Genomic DNA, 18863 nt, shown 5'->3' with positions numbered 1-18863 from the left:
TCTTAACAGCCGGAATGCAGGAATATTTGACTTGAGTTGCATGTGTTTTTTTCTCTTGTTCTGCTTTACTCCTCTACATAGCGGATATATGGGTGTTGAAAGTACCTTTGATCAGACACGAAATAATATTGTTTGCCTATAACCAGAGGAGGGATCGCGGACTTTGAGGAAATATATAATTCTTTATATCCACCTCCGTTAAAAGTATCTCTCTGTATGACCAAGTAATCATCTGTAGTTTTAACTAGCTTAGCGATTTCTGTCGAGTGATGACCTGAATAATAATAAATCCAGCTGAAAATTAGTGAAAAAAATATAATTTTTAAAATAGTTGCAGCCGTTTTATTTTTTGTAATCAACATTCGCACCAACCTCCCATAATCCATTCTTTCATTTGTAATAAAATATGTATGATTGGTTATTTATCCTGTTTATGTATATTGTAAGGTGTATGATCCGATGTTGAAAGTAACTTTTACACAAAAAGCCTATCTGCCATTCTTCCGGCAGATAGGCTTTTATAACATAAACGTCAACTTACTTTGTGTTTATACGCAGTCTGTGCCTCTTCATAGGATTGCACCGACGGCATAGCTTTATTGTCAATTATTTTTACGTTGGCGTGCGCGAGCCTCGCCGCCTTTGCGGCCTGCTTCTTCCCTACTCATTTTCCCGTCGCTATCACTTTGGTCTGAATTGCCACGGGCTTCGCCGCCCTTGCGTCCGATTTCCTGATAGAATTCCTTGTCATGGTTTTTGGAAGTGGCTTCGCCGCCTTTTTCACCAATTTCCTGGTAGAAGTCCTTGCCATGATTTTTGGAAGTGGCCTCGCCACCTTTTTCGCCAATCTCTTGGTAAAATTCTTTGTCGTGATTTTTAGCAGTAGCTTCTCCACCTAGACGTCCTGCTTCTTCGCGACTCATTTTGCCATTTTGGTTGTTGTTAGCCATGTTCAATCACTCCTCATCGAATTTTAGTAAAGCGGGTACGTGTATCTATTAACCTTTGTGTCAGGAATTAAACATGTCCTTTTATTTTGCGAAATAGTAGATAACCGGGGATATTCACCTGATTAGCGTTCCCATGCTTCGGTATGCAGTTGTTGCTGGCGGTTAAATAATGCCGGATAAATGAACAGGCTGAGCAGCACGCTGGTCAAAATAGCAGAGGTCATGGTGGTAAATACGATGAGCAATTGCAAACGCACGGCGGCAATCGGATTGGCACCTGCGATGATTTGTCCGGTCATCATGCCGGGAAGCTGGACAAGCCCCAGCGTTTTCTGCCCCTCAATGGTTGGAATCATACTGGAACGTATGCAATCCTTGAGTATAGGGAAGATGGCTTGTCTAGGCGTGCCGCCTAACGCCAGAATGAGCATGATTTCAGGCTTGCGCAGCAGGACTTCCGACTTGAGCCGGGATACCAGCAGACTGGACAAAATCATGGAGCTGCCAATGATCATACCGCTAATCGGAATCATATATCGGGCTGTCGCCGGAATAATATGCAGGCCAATGAGGAATGTCTGTGTAACGATTTCCACACACAGCAAAGTCAGGAATGACTTCCACATGAGACCGGGGATAAATCGTCCTTTGCGCGCAACATTTTGTGAGGCTACGGTAATCATGAGCAGAATGAATAATACGATAAACCCGTAGCTTTGCATCCCAAAAATCAAATGCAATACATATCCAATCGCCAGCAGTTGAACCGACGCTCTGATCGTGGCGATGATCATGTCTCGGTCCAGACCGAGTTTGAAGGATTTGGACATGACGATGGCGATAAATACAAAACCGAGAGAGAGAATCAAGGCAACAATCGTCATACCCATTCTCCTGCTACAAACTTTCGGGTCTCACTATGCTGCGGAGCATTAAAAAACGTCTCCGTATCCGCTTGTTCTATCAGTCTTCCGTCGATCATTAGCCATGTTTCGTGGCCTACTCTGCGGGCTTGTTCCATATGATGCGTAATCCAGATCATCGTTGTTCCCTCTTCTTTGTTCATTTGCAGCAGCAGTTCCTCAACCTCTTTGACCGAGGCAGGGTCCAGTGCAGAAGTAATCTCATCCAGCAGTAAAATATCCGGGCGGTTCGCAAGCGTCCGCGCCAAGGCCAAGCGTTGTCTTTGTCCGCCAGACAGTTCCTGCGCCTTCTGTTCCAACAGATCGCGGGTGAGCCCTACGCGTTCCAACAGGCTGGCAGGGTCATCCAGAACTGTACCGTGCAGCCGTTCTACGGTTTGGAGATTGTACAGGACAGTTCCCTGAAGCATGGGGGCATCCTGAAAAACCAATGCGACTTTCCGTCTCAGTTCAGGGATCTCCCACTCCGATATAGGTTTGTCGAGGACACGGATTTCCCCTTCATCCGGTGTCATTAGGAGGTTACACAGTGAAAGCAACGTGCTTTTACCAGACCCCGATGGACCGACCAACGTGGTGATTTTGCCGGGGGAAACTTTTGCCGTAATCCCGTTCAGAACAGCACGTTGCCGTCCGGACCCGGTGAAATATTTGATGATGTGGTTGAATTCAATAGCTGGAAGTGGCTTGGGTTCCATAGTTATAGCTAGCTCCTTTGTAGGGGATCGAGGAAGGGATCAGATCCGTTCTATGATCTTATTTTTTTATTATATCAGTAATGACTGCTATGCTCTTCTGTAAAGATTCGATGCAGGTTGGCTGCGGTAAACGGCATTTTCTTTGTATAAACTAACAGGATTAGTTAAAATAGAATCTGGGTCGATTCTGTACATGTATAAGGAACTGAATTACATAGAAATTCGATGAAAGGAGACAGGATGATGTCGCCTAGAAACGGAGTAAAACTGCAAGATATCCTGCGGGCTGCCGAGGACATTGCCAATGAACAAGGGATGGGGGATGTCACGCTTACCACGCTGGCGCAAAAGCTGCACATTCGCCCTCCGTCCTTGTATAACCACGTGGACGGATTGAACGGACTGCGCCAAGTACTGGCATTGCACAGTCTCGAACAGTTGGAGGAAGCTTTGATGAGCGCAGCAGTTGGTAGAGCGGGCGCAGATGCGCTAACCGCTATGGGGAAGGCGTATATGCGGTATGCTCGCGAGCGACCCGGTTTGTATGAAGCGATGCTGTATGCAACTGATCGAAATGATACCGAAATGAGGCAGGCTGCGGATCGCGTGGCCGAGCTGGTCATTACCGTCCTGTCCAGTGGTTACGGCTTCAAGGAAGAAGATTGCATTCATGCAGCGAGGGGATTCCGTAGCCTGCTTCATGGATTTGCCTCGCTTGAACAAAAGGGCGGGTTTGGTTTGCCTGTGGAGGTGGACCGGAGCATAGAGGTGATGATGGCTACCTTTTTGGCAGGTCTGCGTGTGCAGCAAGAACGAGATGGTGAGCTGACCAAAGAAGTCTGATTTCAACCTGATGCAGCTAACATGATTGCGTCGCAGACCCGAAGGGTAAAATACATCTGTATAATGTAGATGAGAGACTCTGAATACAGGGGGGATATGAGTGAACGTACTGGTGATTGGCGCAAATGGAAAAGTAGGCAGACATCTTGTTCGTCTACTGGGGCAAAATAAATCGCATCGTGTAAAGGCGTTGATCCGCCATTCGGATCAGGCTGAAGCGCTTGAACGTTTGGGAGCAGAAACGGTGGTAGCTGACCTCGAAGGGACGGTTGGTGAAATTGCCGAAGCTATAAAAGGTAGCGATGCTATCGTATTCACGGCAGGCTCCGGTGGAAAAACAGGAGCGGATAAAACGCTGCTCATCGACCTGGATGGAGCAGTCAAGGTGATGGAAGCCGCCGAACAAGCAGGTATCCAACGCTTCGTTATGGTCAGCGCCCTACATGCGGAGAAACGGGAGCAGTGGCCCGAATCCATTAAACCGTATTATGTGGCGAAGCATTACGCTGACCGCCTGTTAGAAGCGAGCAACCTGGACTACACTATTCTTCGTCCGGGTGGCCTGACGGATGATGTGGGCACCGGCAAAGTTGCTACCGGTGAGGATTTCACCAGCCACACCATTTCCCGTGAAGATGTGGCGGCAGTGGTCATAGCAGTGCTGGAGGAACAGCAGACGTATCATCGTTCAATTAATCTGGTGTCTGGCAGTACGCCTATTGCTGAGGCAATCCGGCTGTAATTACGGATGAAGTTGTTGGATCCATTTCTTTTGGGAATGTTTCTTCAAAGCTGTCTTTTTTCTCGTATAAGTTGTACCAAGTTTCTGCAATGATATCTGGATCTCCTGACATCTCGATATCACCATTCCCAAGACTGGGCAAAGGGAGCGTGCAGGAAGATTCGTATCTAAGACTAATTTTTGCTTTGAGAGGCATCCACGGAGGCAGAGTTCCGGGGATGCTTTTTTGCTGTTTTTCTCAGTGTGATCGTCCCCGTAGTAGTCCCAAGCTCCAACTCCGGCTGAATAGCAGCAAAAACAGTTGCTTAAAACTAATTATATTATATTAATTATAATACTAATATAATTAGTTTGTGATGAAGACAAGGAGATGAGCTGAAATGCGTATTGTTCAGGTACAGCATCTGTATCAATTGACGTTTATGCCCCGGCTGTTCCCGGTGAACTGTTATTTGGTGGAGGAGAAAGAGGGGCTCACCTTAGTAGATGCCGGATTGCCATACAGTACCCGTGGTATAGAGCAGGCTGCGGCGCGGATCGGGCAGCCGATTATTCGAATTATACTTACCCATGCTCATGGGGATCATGTGGGTGCGTTGGATAAGCTGAAGGCAAGGTATCCTGACGCGCAAGTATTCATTTCAAGGCGGGACGCACCGCTGCTACAGGGCGATGTATCGTTGGAATCAGGGGAACCGGATACTCCTATTCGAGGCGATGTACCGAAGCATATCCTTACCCAGCCTGACGTTTTACTGGAGGATGGGGATCATGTAGGTTCGCTGTTGGCGATCAGCGCACCAGGACATACGCCGGGTTCGATGGCATTTTTGGATACTCGTACCCGAGCGTTAATTGCAGGCGACGCCATTCAGACCCGAGGAGGTATAGCGGTATCGGGAAGGCTTAAACCGCTGTTTCCTTTTCCGGCACTGGCTACCTGGAACAAGGAAATTTCGCTGAAAAGCGCCAAAAAGCTGGCGAGTTTCGATCCATCGTTATTAGCTGTCGGTCACGGCAACATGCTGAAGCATCCACAATCTCAGCTGGAAAGGGCGATTATGGAGATGGAACGACAATCTTCAGTGTGATGATTCCGTATTCAGCCAACATTCAGCCAGAACTCACAAAGTCCTAAGCTAAGGCAGATACAATATGGGAAAATAGAAACAGAGAGAGGTGCATCGGATTTGAACGTTTGGAAAGCGAACGGTCTGAAATATATACTTCTATTTAGTCTCATATTGTGTGCTGTCGTTAGTGTCGTTTCGTTATGGAGTTATTCAGGTAGCTCCGCGTCCCAGTCTGCGGCTGTTAGACAGGGCCCATCCGGCGGGTTTGGGGGAGGAGGCGGACCTGGCGGAGGTATGAGGGGGCTGGATTCGGTGAATAGCGCTGACAGCAAGGATCAGGGGACGACAGGCCAAACTACCGACTCCTCCACTGAGGGGACATCAACATCGGGTGACCAAGGTACAATGGCTGGAACGGATACGTCTGCATCGGACAGCAGTGGTGCCGCCAGAGACGGTCAGCACAGAGGCCCCGGAGGCATGTCTGGTAACGGATCTGGAATGGGCATGGGCGGTCCTGGCGGTGGTATGGGTGGTGGTGGAAGAAGTGGGAACTCCTCATCTGCTTATGCGACTCCACTGGCGATTTTCGCCGCTTTGTTCTTCGGTGCGTTCGTGTTTATCGCGTACCGGTTTCGGGCTCGTGTATGGAAGCTCGGGGAACGTAATCGAGGACTGATGCTGTGGACTGTGCTGGGTGTGGGTTTCTTTTTAAGAATGGCGATCGCCCCATGGATTTCGGGTCACATGGATTTAATGCTATTCCGGAACTGGGCTACGACAGCAGCGGATAGCTTATCGGGCTTTTACACGAACGGATCAAGTGATTATCCGCCGTTCTATATTTATATTTTATATGTGATCGGTCAAATCGGCTCTACGGATACTTTCAGTCCCTATATGTCTGTGCTGCTGCGACTTCCGAATATATTAGCCGATATTGTGACAGCGTGCATGCTGTACCGGTTGGCGAGCAAACGGGTCGGCTATGGAATAAGCCTTGGATTGGCTATATTCTACGTGTTTAACCCAGCTGTATTTATCAATTCGACCTTCTGGGGGCAAGTGGATTCTTTCTTTACTCTGCTGATTGTGGGCATGATTGTGCTGCTTGTGGAAAACCGGGTGGGCTGGTCGACCGTATTGTTTACGGTAGCGGTATTGATGAAGCCACAGGGAATTATTTATGGGCCAGTTTTGTTTTTCGAGCTGCTGAGACAACGCAGAATACAACCTTGGCTGTTGTCCATTGGCGGTGTCGTTGTGACGACCATTCTGGTTATATTGCCATTTTCGTGGGGGCAGGAACCGTTATGGCTACTTGACCTATACAAGGGAACGGTCGGCGAGTATCCGTATGCTTCGGTGAACGCGTATAACTTTTTTGCACTGATCGGAGGCAATTATACGCAGGACACTACAACGCTGTTCCTGTTTAGTTACCATACATGGGGTATGATCTGCATTGTGCTGGTGACTCTGTTCACGTGGTGGATGTATATCCGTAGTCGCAAACCACAATTTGCAGCGGCAGCTGCACTGGTACTCATTGCAGGTGTATTTACCTTCGCTTCCAGCATGCATGAAAGGTATTTGTTCCCTGCGGCGGCGTTAGCTGTACTGGCGTATCTGTATTTGCGAGACCGCAGATTTTTATGGCTTGCAGGTGGATTCAGTCTTACGATTTTCCTGAATACCTTTGATATCTTCTATAGCTCCAATTCTCGGGATCAATACGGTATTATTTTGTGCGTGACGTCATTGTTGAATGTGTTATTGTTTGGGTATTTGGTCAAAGTAGTGTGGGATTGCTCCCAATCGACCACGATTGAGACTGCTCCTTCCACAGACGGAGTTTCGCCAGAACTTCCTTCAGCGCGGCCTGCATGGGGAGCGTCTTCCCAAGGCGTGAACACGACAATTGATCGTTAGTGGAGTATAAAATATGGTAAAAACCGCCTTTTAACGAAATGGAAGTTGGTTGATAGATCAACTGCAATCCATAAGTTAAAGAAGCGGTTTTTTGTTGTTCTCATGCCAGAGTAACCTGGTATATATATGTCTCAATCCATATATTCGTTCAGTTTTTGTACATCGCAGATGGTAATCTCTCGTGTACCCTTGCTATGAATAATCCCCAGCTGTTCAAATTTTCCAAATTTACGGCTGATGGTTTCGCGGGTGACACCCACATAATTAGCCATTTCTTCGCGTGAAAGGGGGAGATTTATTTTAATATTGGAGCCATCCGGCTTGCCGTATTTATGTCCAAGCTCAAGAATCATATAGGCGATACGGATTTCCGGGTCTTTGGTAGCTAGGCTTTGAGCCAGATTTTCGGTATGTGCCAAGCGTTTAGTAATGGTTTTGAGCAGCTTCAAAGAGATATCGGGATTGTTGCGGATCAACTGCTCCATATCATCCTTGGTGAGCATACAAATATCAGTATCTTTTAAGGCATACGCACTAAAGTTACTCAGCTCATCGCTGTTAAATATGTTCAACTCGCCAAAAAAATCGCCAGTTGTTAGAATGTGCAGGATTTGCTCCTTACCCTGAGGCGTCATCTTCAGCAGCTTGACATGCCCGCTTTTAATAATGTACAGCGTATCGGATGCTTGTTCCTCGATAATTAGGGCCTCACCCTTCTGATATTTTCGGTGTCGGATCATGGAGCTGACCTTACACAAATCTTCGCAGGACAAAGAGGAAAAGATAGGTACTTTGCGGGCACAGGGCTCCTTTTCGCACTGGCAGGGGCAGGACATCTCATTCACATTCATTCACTCCATTCATAAACCGGAAACTACAGGTTATAGTGCATGGTTGTTATTCTGTATCATCTATTGGGGCAAAATGACTTTGATCCTCACCGCAGACTGGACAAACCCAGTCTTCTGGAAGATCCTCAAACGCTGTACCGGGCATAACGTCTTCATCGGGGTCGCCGATAGCAGGATCATAAATGTATCCACAGGGCTGACATACATATTTTTTCATCTCTAGTTCTCCTTGTCATTTAAAATTTTTGTGAGCTCTGGTGCATCCGGTTTGAGTCCCTGCATGATGGCTGTTTTGTATGGTAGTGAAGCAAGGGCATCCCCAAAGCCAATCACGCCGCAGATAGAGCCGTCTTGTATGAACATACGTGTATAAGAAGCTTGACTTTTAGTAATCAGGCTGGTGTCGCAGACTTGTTCATCTACTAGACCGATGGAAAAGAGAGGGGATTCGTAGCAGTTCGACAGGGTTACAGGGAGGGGACGCTGATAGCTGACGGATGCGCCCGCCATATTGGCGCCTGCTATTTTTCCTTGCTCCATTGCGCTTTCCCATAACCCATCTACTCTACCCTGAAATTCGGCTGCATCACCTGCTGCATAGATATTGGTGGCGCTGGTCTCCATCTGCGCATTCACCAGAATGCCTTGTCCAATACCAAGGTCGATTTGGCGAGCAAGCTCCGTATTAGGTACAATTCCGATAGAGTACACGACATGCTCGCAGGGGATAACAGAGCCGTCCTGTAGTTCCACACCTTCTACGTGATCTGTGCCTTTAATACGTTGTACGCCTTGCCCAAGGTGTACCTGAGTACCCCGTTCGGTTATACGATCGGTCAAAATAGTGGAGGCTTTTTCATCTAGCTGGCGGGGCATAAGCCGATGCGAAGCTTCCAGTATGATTACAGAATACCCTGCTTGCTGGAAGGACCAGGCGGTTTCCACGCCTTGAATACCGCCGCCGATGATGCATATCCGGTCTCCCTGTCGCAATTCCGCTTTAAGGCTATCTGCATCTTGTCGAAAACGGATATTGTGAACGTTCCTTAGAGAAGCCCCCTCTAGCACAAGCTTACGGTTGTGAGCTCCTGTACACAGTAGCAGCTTGTCATAAGCAACGGTTTGTCCATTTATGGTTTGGATAGTACGATCCTCAGGCTGTATCTCGGTTATCTTGATGCCGGAATACACATGAATTCGTTGATTGGCAAACCATTTTTCCTTTTTGATCAGGATTTTGTCGCTGTGCAAATCAGTGAACAGTCCCTTGGAAAGTTTGACTCTGTTGTACGGAAAGGATGCTTCCTCTCCATAAATAGATATTTCAGCCAGCTCATCATGATCTCTAATCGCCTTTGCTGCGTTGACGGCGGCGACACTGCCTCCGATAATAACGTAATGTGGGTTACCCATTCAGTATCTCTCCTATTCGCTATATGCTACTGTGTTTTAAATAACACTAAGCAGTAGATCTGAGACAAATTCAGCGGCATTTTTAATTTTTTTCACTTTTTCAACATCTGTAGGAGAGAAACGAATACGTACCGGGAATTCCACATGGGTCATACCTGTTGATTTGATTACATCTGAAGTGCTTTGGACCTTCATATTGGTACCGTTCAAGTAATCTTGTACGACTTCAATGGCTTCCCCGCTCCAGCCGTAGGAACCAAACGCAGCAGCCAGCTTGCCTTCCAGATTCATCTTTTGCATTTGTTGCAATAGGTCTTCCAATTTGCCTGTCATATCAGCATATTTGGTAGAGCTACCGACAAAAACAGCATCCGCTGAGGCAATACTATTCAATATCTCCGTTTCATCGGCTTTATCCACGTCCCATAGCTCCACCTTGATTTGGTTCTCCAAAAAGCAGTCTTTCAAGATGTTTGCCATTTTTTTGGTATTATTTTTCAGAGTGGCATAGACTATCGCTACTTTTTTATCCTCCTTGGTTTCGGTACTCATAGAGGCGTACACATCAATAAACTTGGCAATATCATGCCGGATGGCGAAGCCGTGGGAAGGTGCAATCATCTCAATATCCAGATCGGCAACAGCTTCAATTAATGTGCGCACATATCTGCGATGTGGATGAATAATAGCCTGATAGTATCCGACAAAGTCCTCGGTGATATCAAAACCAGCCTCGTCGGCAAATAGATGCTCTACAGCCACGTGTGTACTGAAAATATCGCAAGGGAACAAGATTTTATCTTCTATGCAGTACGTAATCATGGTTTCTTCCGTATGCAGGTAAGGTGTTTCCTTGAACAGCAGCGTTTTGCCTCCAATGTCCAGTTGATCTCCATCCTTGATGACGAGGAAGTTGCGATGCTGAAGCTTGTACATTTGTTGAATTTCCGGAACGGCAATCTCAGTGCAGACGATCGTAGCGTTTGTTGCCTTGGAGGCGAGTGCCGCCAATCCGCCCGAGTGATCTGGTTCCGTGTGATTGACGATAATATATTGAATATCCAATGGATCGATTAATTCGGCTACAGCCTCTGCAAATTCTCTACCGAACGCCATATCTACGGTATCTACAATGGTTGGTTTTCCGGTTTTCAATAGATATGCATTATAGGTTGTGCCCTTAGATAGTAGAAGACGATGAAAGGGAACCTCACGATTATCAATTTTTCCTACCCAATAAATATCCTTTGCCAGTTGGAATCCTGGTTTCATAGGAACAACCTCCTGCTTGTTTTTGTTTGTCTAACACAATTCGATTCTAGTTGGATGTGTCGATGAAAAAGATGATTGAAATCAAATTTTTAAATATTTCAAAAGTATTTTTGACTTTAGGATTTTGCAAAATTCGATTCCAGTCGCCCCAAAGTACAATATATAGACGAACTAGACCATTTCGATCTATATATTTTGTTCATTGAAAGTCGCTTATTGGATTTTTGCAAAATCCTCCTTAAATTTAGTTTTGTGATTGCAATCACAAGGCGAGCGAAATAATCCAATACAATAAAGGTATAAATCCATCTTAAGCAATTTAATTCCAAACAGGAGCGTGAACCAATATGAAAAAATCAAACCTCATTCAATTTCAGGAATATAAGGAAGCAGCCTTTACAAAACGAATTGTGCATAAGGAAGCCGACAATGTAATTTTTATTCTCAACTTTACTCCTAATGCCGAGCTGCCAACACATAATCACCCGGGAGCGAATGTATATTTGCTTGTTCTTGAAGGCAGCGGTACTGTAACTGTGAACGGCGAAGCAACGGAAGTTGTCCAAGGGGATATCATTCATGTTACGGGCGATGAGCACTTTTCCTATCGTGGCGGTGCAGAGACGAATTCCAGTCTGCATGTAGTGTTGACCCAAACGCCAAGTGAAAGCTATGCGCAGAACATATAAAAGAAGACATAGCAGCAACATGCTCATATAAAAAAAAGAAAATGGTTATTTTTTTTACACTCGTATTGATAATGAATATCATTATCGTATTTTAAAAAGAGGTGTTAATGGCCAATGCAGACAGTAGATTACAATCAGGTGCCAGGGCACTGGGTATTAGCAAGTCTCGGTAAGCGCGTGCTTAGGCCCGGAGGGTTAAAAACGACACGTTGGATGATAGAGGGACTTGACGTAACCGGGCAGGATGAGGTCATTGAGTTTGCCCCCGGATTGGGTATAACTGCCCAAATCACACTACAGCTTAATCCCCGCCGTTATATTGCGATTGAACAGAATGAGAAGGCGGCCTCTATCGTAAAAACGTATGCAAGCGGAGCAAACCGGGAAGTCATTATTGCCGATGCTGAACAAGTTCCGTTGCCGGATGCCTCTGCGACGGTGGTATATGGGGAAGCCATGCTGACGATGCACACAAGGGCCAAGAAAGCGCAGATTATTTCGGAAGCCAGGCGGCTTTTGAAAGTAGGCGGGAAGTTTGCTATCCATGAGATGTGCCTTGCTCCTAGCCATATTGAGCCTGCGCTCAGAAAGCAAATTTACAAGGACTTGGCTGTAGCCATGCGAGTTAACGCGACACCGTTGACGGTGTCAGAGTGGGAACAGTTGCTGAAAGAGGAAGGCTTTAAGGTCGTTAAAATCTATACGGTTCCCATGCACTTATTGCATCTGCCACGTATCATTCAGGACGAGGGCTGGTTGAGACTTGGAAAAATCACCTTTAACCTTATGCGTAACCATGCTGCCCGGACAAGGGTTATGGGTATGCGCAAGCAGTTTGTAAAGTACGCCGACCATCTGCAAGCGGTCAGTATCATCGCTGAGCGATAGCCTGAATTCACGAATAAGAGAATAATAAAGCTTTTTACGCAATAGCAAAAAAAGGAGACGACCCCCCATTCAGGGATTCGTCTCCTTTTTGTATATTTGCTGCTTGGCTTGGCTGCTGGTGTGCGCATGCTTTGCACCCCTCTATTTGTCATATCATAGGTGTGGTGAAAATTTCCAATCCCTGATGTTTTTACATTATCATAGTGACTAAGATCGTTGGAATAGTTAACTAGTATAATAAAATAGGCGTACATCAAAAGGAGGAAGCGTGTTATGAAGCTGCATCGAGCCATTGTGGTAGATGATGAAACCTTTACTCGTAAAGGGCTGCTTCAACTCATGGATTGGCAAGCCTGTGGTTTTGAAATCGTAGGAGAAGCTGATAACGGTGAGGATGCGCTGGAGCTAATCAGCCGTATTCACCCGGACCTGGTCATTACCGATATTCGTATGCCTGTGCTCGACGGATTAGAGCTGATTCGATCTGTGCTCGAACAGAGTACAGAACATCCCGCGTTTATTATCTTAAGCGGCTATAGTGATTTCGCTTATGCGCAGCAGGCAATCCGCTATGGGGTTCATGATTTTATGCTTAAGCCGATTGATGAGGGTGACTTTTCGGCTACATTGCGCAAGCTGAGTGAGAGACTGCATCGTGAACAACAGAATGCGCAACGATATCAGAATCACCATGCAGGTGGGTTGTTAGAGACTGTGATGATGAACCCAGTGGATGATGTAGTGGTGACACAGTGGGAGCAGCAACTACGGCTTGAGGAGGCCACTTCTATGTACTATGTACTCGTCGAGCTGAATGACCAACATCCCTGGCGCTCTGGTGACAATAATATTATGCTATCGCTTTTCCAATTCAGGGAGCTTATAGAGCAAGCACTTCATCGTTTAATGGATGGCAAGTACCCTCTCTATGTCCATGAGCATCGCAACCGAATTGGTCTTATCGTACCGGACTTCTTTTTGAACTATTTTCAAGGCAAGGTCGAAGTCTTTATGAAAGCGCTACAACAGGAGATAGAGGGGATGAAGTCACTAAAAGACCAGCTGGGAAGTCGGGTTTTCATTTATGCAGGAAAGCCTGTGAATCGGTTGCAGGATATCCAGCAGTCCTATGCCTGTGCGAAGGAAGCAGTGCTCCATAAATACATTTATGACCATAGCGGTATTGTTGTATATCTACAGGAGGGAATGCCACCACTCCACTATAAGACCATACATCAGGACGTACTGGATCGCATGACGGAACAAGTCGAGGAACTGCGGTTGGAGGAGCTGCGTGTGGCCGTGGATAATTTATTTAGCAGCTTTCGGGAGGAGTGTTATGCACCTGAGGCTGTGAAAATGAGTTTGCATCAATGCGTACTTAGTATCGTTCGGGTCATTCAAAACATGCAGGGAGATGAGCGCTCACTTCGGTCACTAGAACCGATGATGAACTGGCAGGACATGAACCTGTCCCTGGGTGAACTACAGCGATTGTTTACAGCTTTTGCAGAGGAAAGTGGAAGGTATATTGGGGTTCTGCGCAAGGATTGTCAGCAGGGAGGCATCCAGCACATCCGTGCTTACATTGAGCAGCATGCCGCCGAGAATATAAGCCTGAAAAGTATTGCGGCTCGCTTTTACATGAACCCGGTGTACCTCGGTCAATTGTTCAGAAAAACGTATGGTGTGTACTTTAACGAATTCTTGCTGAAATTGCGCGTTCAGGAGGCAAAACGTTTGTTGCGGCAGACGGATCTGCGGATTTATGAAATTGCGGAGCGCGTGGGCTTTGGCAGTTCAGACTATTTTGTTACCCAGTTTGAAAAGACGGCGCACGCCACGCCTAGTGAATACCGCAACAGCCTGAGTATTGGCGACGAGCCAGAGAGGGCCGGCGAATGAAGATGCTGAGGACGACTCTTGATCATGTGCGATTGCGGGATAAAATGCTGCTGCTTTATTTTCTGTGTGTTTTCGCGCCTGTAGTGTTGACCAATCTGGTTTTTTACCATGTTACCTCACAAAATGTGAAAGAACAGCGTATTCAGGATATTTCGCGTGCACTGGAACAGATTAAAATTGAATTTTACCGTGAATTTGAAGATGCGATGGAAATCTCGTCTATCTTTTATACCGATCATCAGCTCAATGAGGTGTTGGAACAAACATATCCCCACCCTGCTGATTATATTGCTGCCTATGACTCTTATTTACGTCGTATCTTGAACAATAATTACAGTCCTGTATACCATTCCGTAGGTGGAATTACGATCTACACCGATAATTCAACGCTGCTGGATTCCGGGGGAGTCAGTTTTATAGATGAGAGGGTCAGAAGCTTGCCCTGGTATACCAAAATCCCGCCTGGACGCCAGTCCAAGCCTATATTTGTACGTACCGATGACAGTACAGGCGAACAGCTGCACCCTTTCAGCCTGATTCGGCGGATGAACTACTTTTATTCCCAAAATGGTCGTGAAAAAATACTGAAAATAGAACTGCGAATGTCGTCCATTCGTGAGATTTTCAACAACCTGAATTTGCAGGGAAGTCTCTTTCTGCTGAACGAACGAGGGGAAATCGAATATACAACGGATCCCAAAGTTGCTATAAACCACAAAAGTGTGGCCTATAGCACCCTCAAGCTGCCCGAGGACACGATGGAGTTCAAGACGAATTATGTGCTTACGAGCAATCTGAACGGCTGGAGCATTGTGGCAGCGGTATCCAGAGATGAAATGCTGTATGAAATGCAGGAATCCCGCAACTTTGTGCTCTTGTTAACCTGTGTAAATATGCTGTTACCTACATTAATTATTATCTGGATTACACGTTCGCTGAACGTGAGGATTCATCGTATTTTAAAGCACATGAAAAAGGTGAAAAACCAGCATTTTGAGCTGATTCCCGGTACAGAGTCGCGAGATGAAATCGGGCAATTAACAGGTGAGTTTAACCGGATGACGCTGAAAATAAAGCGACTGATTAACGATGTGTATATGGCTGATATTCAACGAAAAAATCTGGAAATTCAGCGCAGACATGCCCAGTTGAATGCACTTCACAGCCAGATCAACCCCCATTTCCTGTTCAATGCGCTGGAGACGATTCGCATGAGGAGCTTGATGAAGCATGAGGATGAGACAGCGCACATTATTCATAACATGGCACGGATATTCCGCAATTCGCTGGTGTGGAACAAGGATCGGGTTACTTTGCGGGAGGAGCTGGAGCTGATCCGTTGTTTTCTGGAAATCCAGCAATATCGCTTTGGTGAGCGAATACAGTACGAAGTGCAGGCGCGCTCTGAAGACTTGGACAATCTGCTTCCCAAAATGGTCGCGCTGACACTGGTTGAAAATGCAAGTATCCACGGCATTGAGCCGCTAAAGCATGGGGGACGCATTGAGATTCATTTTGAGCATGAGGAAGGACAACTGATTCTAACGGTTCGAGATGATGGGGTGGGCATGTCTGAGGAACAGGTACAACGTTTATATGGTTACATGCAAAGGCAGGAAGAAATGGGTGAGCGTATAGGTCTGCAAAATGTCATCTATCGTCTTAAACTTTACTACGGGAGCCGCTTTGAGCTTGCCATACGCAGTGCCCCCGGCGTGGGTACGGAGATACGAATTAGGATTCCTGCGGATCGGGAGTGAGGTGGAGAGCGGTACCTATTTTGCTTTGAAGGACCTTTACCTATAGTTTCCTAAGTAACACCTTTAGATTGGCAGGTGAACGAAATGGACGGCATTTTATAAAATGAAAGTGCTTACAATTTAGGGTGTGCGGGATTCCCAGTGCTTGCGGTACGTCCGCACGATATTCACACACAATCGACAAAAGAGGGCGAAAGGGGAAGGTCTGGCATGACAAGCAAAAGGTTCGGAATCATCGGTCTGGTAATGGTTATGATGGCATCTATGATCACTGCTTGCTCAGGGAGCTCGGGCAAGGAGCCAGCGTCAGGAGATAGCAAGGAGAAAGTCACATTCACGTATTTTAATGCCACTGCGGGCAGGGACATTAATACCAATGAAACGCGGATCGGCAAGATCCTGGAGGATCAGACGGGGGTAAACTGGAAGCTGGAGCATTTGGTGGGTGATTCCAATACGAAGATCGGTACATTTATTGCCAGTAACGATTTCCCGGATGTGATAGTACCGGATGGCACGATCGATAAGCTGCTGGATGCCGGGGCTTTTATTCCCCTGAATGATTTGATCGACAAATACGGACCGAATATTAAGCGTGTATATGGACCGTACTACAACTTGATGAAGGCGGAGGATGGGAACATTTATTTTCTTCCGCTCAGTGCGGTGGTAGGCGATTATTTACCTGCGCCTAACTTGGAGCAAGGAGCCTTTTGGGTGCAACGCAGGGTATTAAAAGAAGCGGGATTTCCAAAAATCAAAACACTTGACGAGTATTTAGCCCTGATTCGTAACTATGCGAAAAAACATGCAGATGAGGGCTTGACTGGGTACCTGGCGTTAACCACGCAGGATAGGTTTTATGCTCTTACGAACGCGCCGATGCATCTGGCAGGCTATCCGAATGATGGCGGCACGATTATTGATATGAAGACACACCGGGCCACGGATTATGGAGATATGGAAATCACAAAGCGGTATCTGAAAGAGCTAAATCAGCTCAATGTAGAGGGCCTATTTGATAAATCGTCCTTTGTGGACAATTACGATCAATATTTGGCGAAGCTGACTTCGGGTAAGGTGCTGGGCTTTTTTGACTACCGCTGGCAGGCGGGGCAGGCCCTGAATAATCTGCAAGAGGCTGCCAAGCAATCGGGCAATGATGATATGGAGTATATAGGGCTGCCTATTGTATACGACCAGAATATAAAGGATCAGTACATTGATCCGTCGTCATTCGTTAATAACCGAGGCATAGGAATTACGGTCAGTGCCAAGGACCCGGTACGTATCATCAAATTTTTTGACAACCTGCTGACGGACGAAAACCAGATATTATCCAACTGGGGAATCAAGGGGGAAACCTATGATGTAGATAAAAAAGGACGCTTTTACCGGACTGAGGAGCAAATTAAGCAGACTGGTCAGGACGCGTTCCGCGAATCATTCGGGTTCAAATATTTTGAATATAGTTGGCCGCGATACGGTAGCGGTTCTACCCTGCCTGACGGTAACTCGGTTGGCCCCGGACGGCAGCCTGAGGTTGCGCGTATGTCCTACACCGAGGGAGATAAAAAGCTACTAAAAGTCTATGGTGTAGAGTCCTTCTCGCAAATGTTTTCCGCACCTGACGAGCGCCCATGGTATCCGGCCTGGAGTATTCCGATTGCTCAAGGCTCAACTGCGCAGCTCTTCCAGCAAAAGAAGGGGGACCTACAGCGCAAATATTTCCCGCGTTTGGTGCTGTCTGCACCGGAACAGTTTGATGCGATTTGGAATGAATACACTACTGAATTCAACAAGCTGGATGTAAAGGCGTATGAGGAGTTGATCACGAAGGAGGTTGCCAAAAAAATCGAAAATCCCGGTAAAAAATAAAGGAGGAAGCAGCTATGGGCCACTCGTCACCACCACCTGTCACGATCTCCCCGGATCATTTTCCGCCCTCGCGGCGAACCGGCTTTAGGGGATTTATGCACAAGCTGAATCAGCAACGGGCACTAGTATGGATGTCCGTCCCTTTTTTAATCTGGCTGTTCATCTTCAAGTATTTGCCCATCTGGGGCTGGACGATTGCCTTTCAGGATTTTAAGCCTGCCCGCAAGTTGCTCGATCAGCAATGGGTTGGATTAAAGCATTTCCATTTTCTGTTTCAGGATGAACACTTTCTGCGGGTCATGCGCAATACGCTGGCGATGAGCTTTATTAATTTGGTGTTGGGCTTTGTCACCGCTATAACACTAGCAATTTTGCTGAATGAGCTTCGTCAGCTCGTATTTAAGCGGGTGGTACAGACGATCAGCTATCTACCGCATTTTATTTCGTGGGTGGTCGCGGCCAGCATCATTAGTACGGCGCTATCTGCGGATGGCGGCATCATCAATGAGGTGCTGATGTGGCTGGGATTGATTAAGGAGCCTATTCTGTGGCTGGGCGAAGGAAGCTATTTCTGGGGCATTCTCGGTGCATCGGAGGTATGGAAAAATGTCGGCTGGAATACCATCATTTATTTGGCCGCGATGACGATGATTGATCCCTCGCAGTATGAAGCGGCTGAGATGGATGGAGCAGGGCGTTTTCAGCGGATTTGGCATGTGACATTACCCGGATTGAAGCCTGTATTTATCATCCTGCTCATTATGAACATCGGCAATCTGCTGGAATCCGGCTTTGAGCCGCAATACTTACTGGGCAACGGTATGAACGTGGATTACTCGGAGAATCTGGATATTTTTGTGCTGAAATATGGTATCCAGATGGGTAATTTCTCGCTTTCCATTGCTGCCGGGATGTTCAAAACGGTGGTCAGCTTCATCTTACTGTTTAGCGCCAATCATATTGCGAAGCGGTTAGGGGAGGAGAGATTGTTCTAAAAAAAGAGTGAGTTTCTGGGGAGGGCTCGTTGTCGCTTCGCGTGCGGATTG

18 protein-coding genes are annotated in these 18863 nt (G+C 46.6%); 10 read left to right on the top strand and 8 right to left on the bottom strand.

The window, feature by feature from the left end; translation table 11 throughout:
• Nucleotides 1-65: 65 nt before the first annotated feature.
• The 4 genes from MLD56_RS24665 to MLD56_RS24650 all read right to left on the bottom strand — a co-directional run bounded on the left by MLD56_RS24665 (nucleotide 66) and on the right by MLD56_RS24650 (nucleotide 2571).
• Nucleotides 66-362: a hypothetical protein gene (locus tag MLD56_RS24665; protein ID WP_029518727.1), complete on the bottom strand. Its 297-nt coding sequence runs from the start codon at nucleotides 360-362 to the stop codon at nucleotides 66-68.
• 240 nt (nucleotides 363-602) lie between these two features.
• The gene (locus MLD56_RS24660) at nucleotides 603-950 is read right to left on the bottom strand and encodes a KGG domain-containing protein (protein ID WP_029518726.1); all 348 of its coding nucleotides are present in this window, start codon (nucleotides 948-950) and stop codon (nucleotides 603-605) included.
• A gap of 122 nt (nucleotides 951-1072) precedes the next feature.
• Nucleotides 1073-1834 (bottom strand): ABC transporter permease, encoded by a 762-nt coding sequence (locus MLD56_RS24655; RefSeq protein WP_029518725.1) that lies wholly within the window; start codon nucleotides 1832-1834, stop codon nucleotides 1073-1075.
• Nucleotides 1831-2571 carry an ABC transporter ATP-binding protein gene (locus MLD56_RS24650; RefSeq protein ID WP_029518724.1) on the bottom strand — a complete coding sequence of 247 codons (741 nt, stop codon included), beginning with the start codon at nucleotides 2569-2571 and terminating at the stop codon, nucleotides 1831-1833. The genes MLD56_RS24655 and MLD56_RS24650 overlap by 4 nt, the downstream gene beginning before the upstream one ends.
• A gap of 243 nt (nucleotides 2572-2814) precedes the next feature.
• Here MLD56_RS24650 and MLD56_RS24645 point away from each other — a divergent pair, with 243 nt between their 5' ends.
• From MLD56_RS24645 to MLD56_RS24630, 4 genes are all read left to right on the top strand, one after another.
• Nucleotides 2815-3414 carry a TetR/AcrR family transcriptional regulator gene (locus MLD56_RS24645; protein WP_029518723.1) on the top strand — a complete coding sequence of 200 codons (600 nt, stop codon included), beginning with the start codon at nucleotides 2815-2817 and terminating at the stop codon, nucleotides 3412-3414.
• Nucleotides 3415-3514: 100 nt separating this feature from the next.
• Nucleotides 3515-4156: an SDR family oxidoreductase gene (locus MLD56_RS24640; protein ID WP_241113442.1), complete on the top strand. Its 642-nt coding sequence runs from the start codon at nucleotides 3515-3517 to the stop codon at nucleotides 4154-4156.
• A gap of 380 nt (nucleotides 4157-4536) precedes the next feature.
• Nucleotides 4537-5247, top strand: a complete 711-nt coding sequence (locus tag MLD56_RS24635) for an MBL fold metallo-hydrolase (RefSeq protein WP_029518721.1) — start codon at nucleotides 4537-4539, stop codon at nucleotides 5245-5247.
• Between the two features lie 99 nt (nucleotides 5248-5346).
• Nucleotides 5347-7161, top strand: coding sequence for a glycosyltransferase 87 family protein (locus MLD56_RS24630; protein ID WP_029518720.1), 1815 nt, complete (start codon nucleotides 5347-5349; stop codon nucleotides 7159-7161).
• A gap of 131 nt (nucleotides 7162-7292) precedes the next feature.
• Here the strand turns inward: MLD56_RS24630 and MLD56_RS24625 are convergent, their stop codons facing one another.
• From MLD56_RS24625 to MLD56_RS24610, 4 genes are all read right to left on the bottom strand, one after another.
• Nucleotides 7293-7997, bottom strand: a complete 705-nt coding sequence (locus MLD56_RS24625) for a Crp/Fnr family transcriptional regulator (RefSeq protein WP_029518719.1) — start codon at nucleotides 7995-7997, stop codon at nucleotides 7293-7295.
• Nucleotides 7998-8058: 61 nt separating this feature from the next.
• Entirely contained in the window at nucleotides 8059-8229 is a 171-nt protein-coding gene (rd, locus tag MLD56_RS24620; RefSeq protein WP_007432984.1) for a rubredoxin, read from the bottom strand.
• 2 nt (nucleotides 8230-8231) lie between these two features.
• Nucleotides 8232-9425, bottom strand: coding sequence for an NAD(P)/FAD-dependent oxidoreductase (locus MLD56_RS24615; protein WP_029518718.1), 1194 nt, complete (start codon nucleotides 9423-9425; stop codon nucleotides 8232-8234).
• Nucleotides 9426-9461: 36 nt separating this feature from the next.
• The gene (locus tag MLD56_RS24610; RefSeq protein WP_029518717.1) at nucleotides 9462-10697 is read right to left on the bottom strand and encodes an FprA family A-type flavoprotein; all 1236 of its coding nucleotides are present in this window, start codon (nucleotides 10695-10697) and stop codon (nucleotides 9462-9464) included.
• A gap of 347 nt (nucleotides 10698-11044) precedes the next feature.
• Between MLD56_RS24610 and MLD56_RS24605 the strand changes: the two genes are divergently transcribed.
• From MLD56_RS24605 to MLD56_RS24580, 6 genes are all read left to right on the top strand, one after another.
• Entirely contained in the window at nucleotides 11045-11386 is a 342-nt protein-coding gene (locus MLD56_RS24605) for a cupin domain-containing protein (protein ID WP_029518716.1), read from the top strand.
• 114 nt (nucleotides 11387-11500) lie between these two features.
• On the top strand, nucleotides 11501-12274 hold the full coding sequence (locus MLD56_RS24600; RefSeq protein ID WP_029518715.1) for a class I SAM-dependent methyltransferase: 774 nt from the start codon (nucleotides 11501-11503) through the stop codon (nucleotides 12272-12274).
• A gap of 273 nt (nucleotides 12275-12547) precedes the next feature.
• The gene (locus MLD56_RS24595) at nucleotides 12548-14179 is read left to right on the top strand and encodes a response regulator (RefSeq protein ID WP_029518714.1); all 1632 of its coding nucleotides are present in this window, start codon (nucleotides 12548-12550) and stop codon (nucleotides 14177-14179) included.
• Nucleotides 14176-15939: a sensor histidine kinase gene (locus tag MLD56_RS24590; RefSeq protein ID WP_029518713.1), complete on the top strand. Its 1764-nt coding sequence runs from the start codon at nucleotides 14176-14178 to the stop codon at nucleotides 15937-15939. Before MLD56_RS24595 ends, MLD56_RS24590 begins: the two co-directional genes overlap by 4 nt.
• Before the next feature lie 210 nt (nucleotides 15940-16149).
• Nucleotides 16150-17817 (top strand): ABC transporter substrate-binding protein, encoded by a 1668-nt coding sequence (locus tag MLD56_RS24585; protein ID WP_029518712.1) that lies wholly within the window; start codon nucleotides 16150-16152, stop codon nucleotides 17815-17817.
• Nucleotides 17818-17831: 14 nt separating this feature from the next.
• Nucleotides 17832-18812 carry an ABC transporter permease gene (locus MLD56_RS24580; RefSeq protein WP_029518711.1) on the top strand — a complete coding sequence of 327 codons (981 nt, stop codon included), beginning with the start codon at nucleotides 17832-17834 and terminating at the stop codon, nucleotides 18810-18812.
• Nucleotides 18813-18863: the final 51 nt, after the last annotated feature.

The organism is Paenibacillus peoriae (genome assembly GCF_022531965.1).
Lineage (GTDB): Bacteria > Bacillota > Bacilli > Paenibacillales > Paenibacillaceae > Paenibacillus > Paenibacillus polymyxa_D.
The sequence above is the reverse complement of the archived record's forward strand: the minus strand, read 5'-3'. Positions and strand labels throughout refer to the sequence as shown.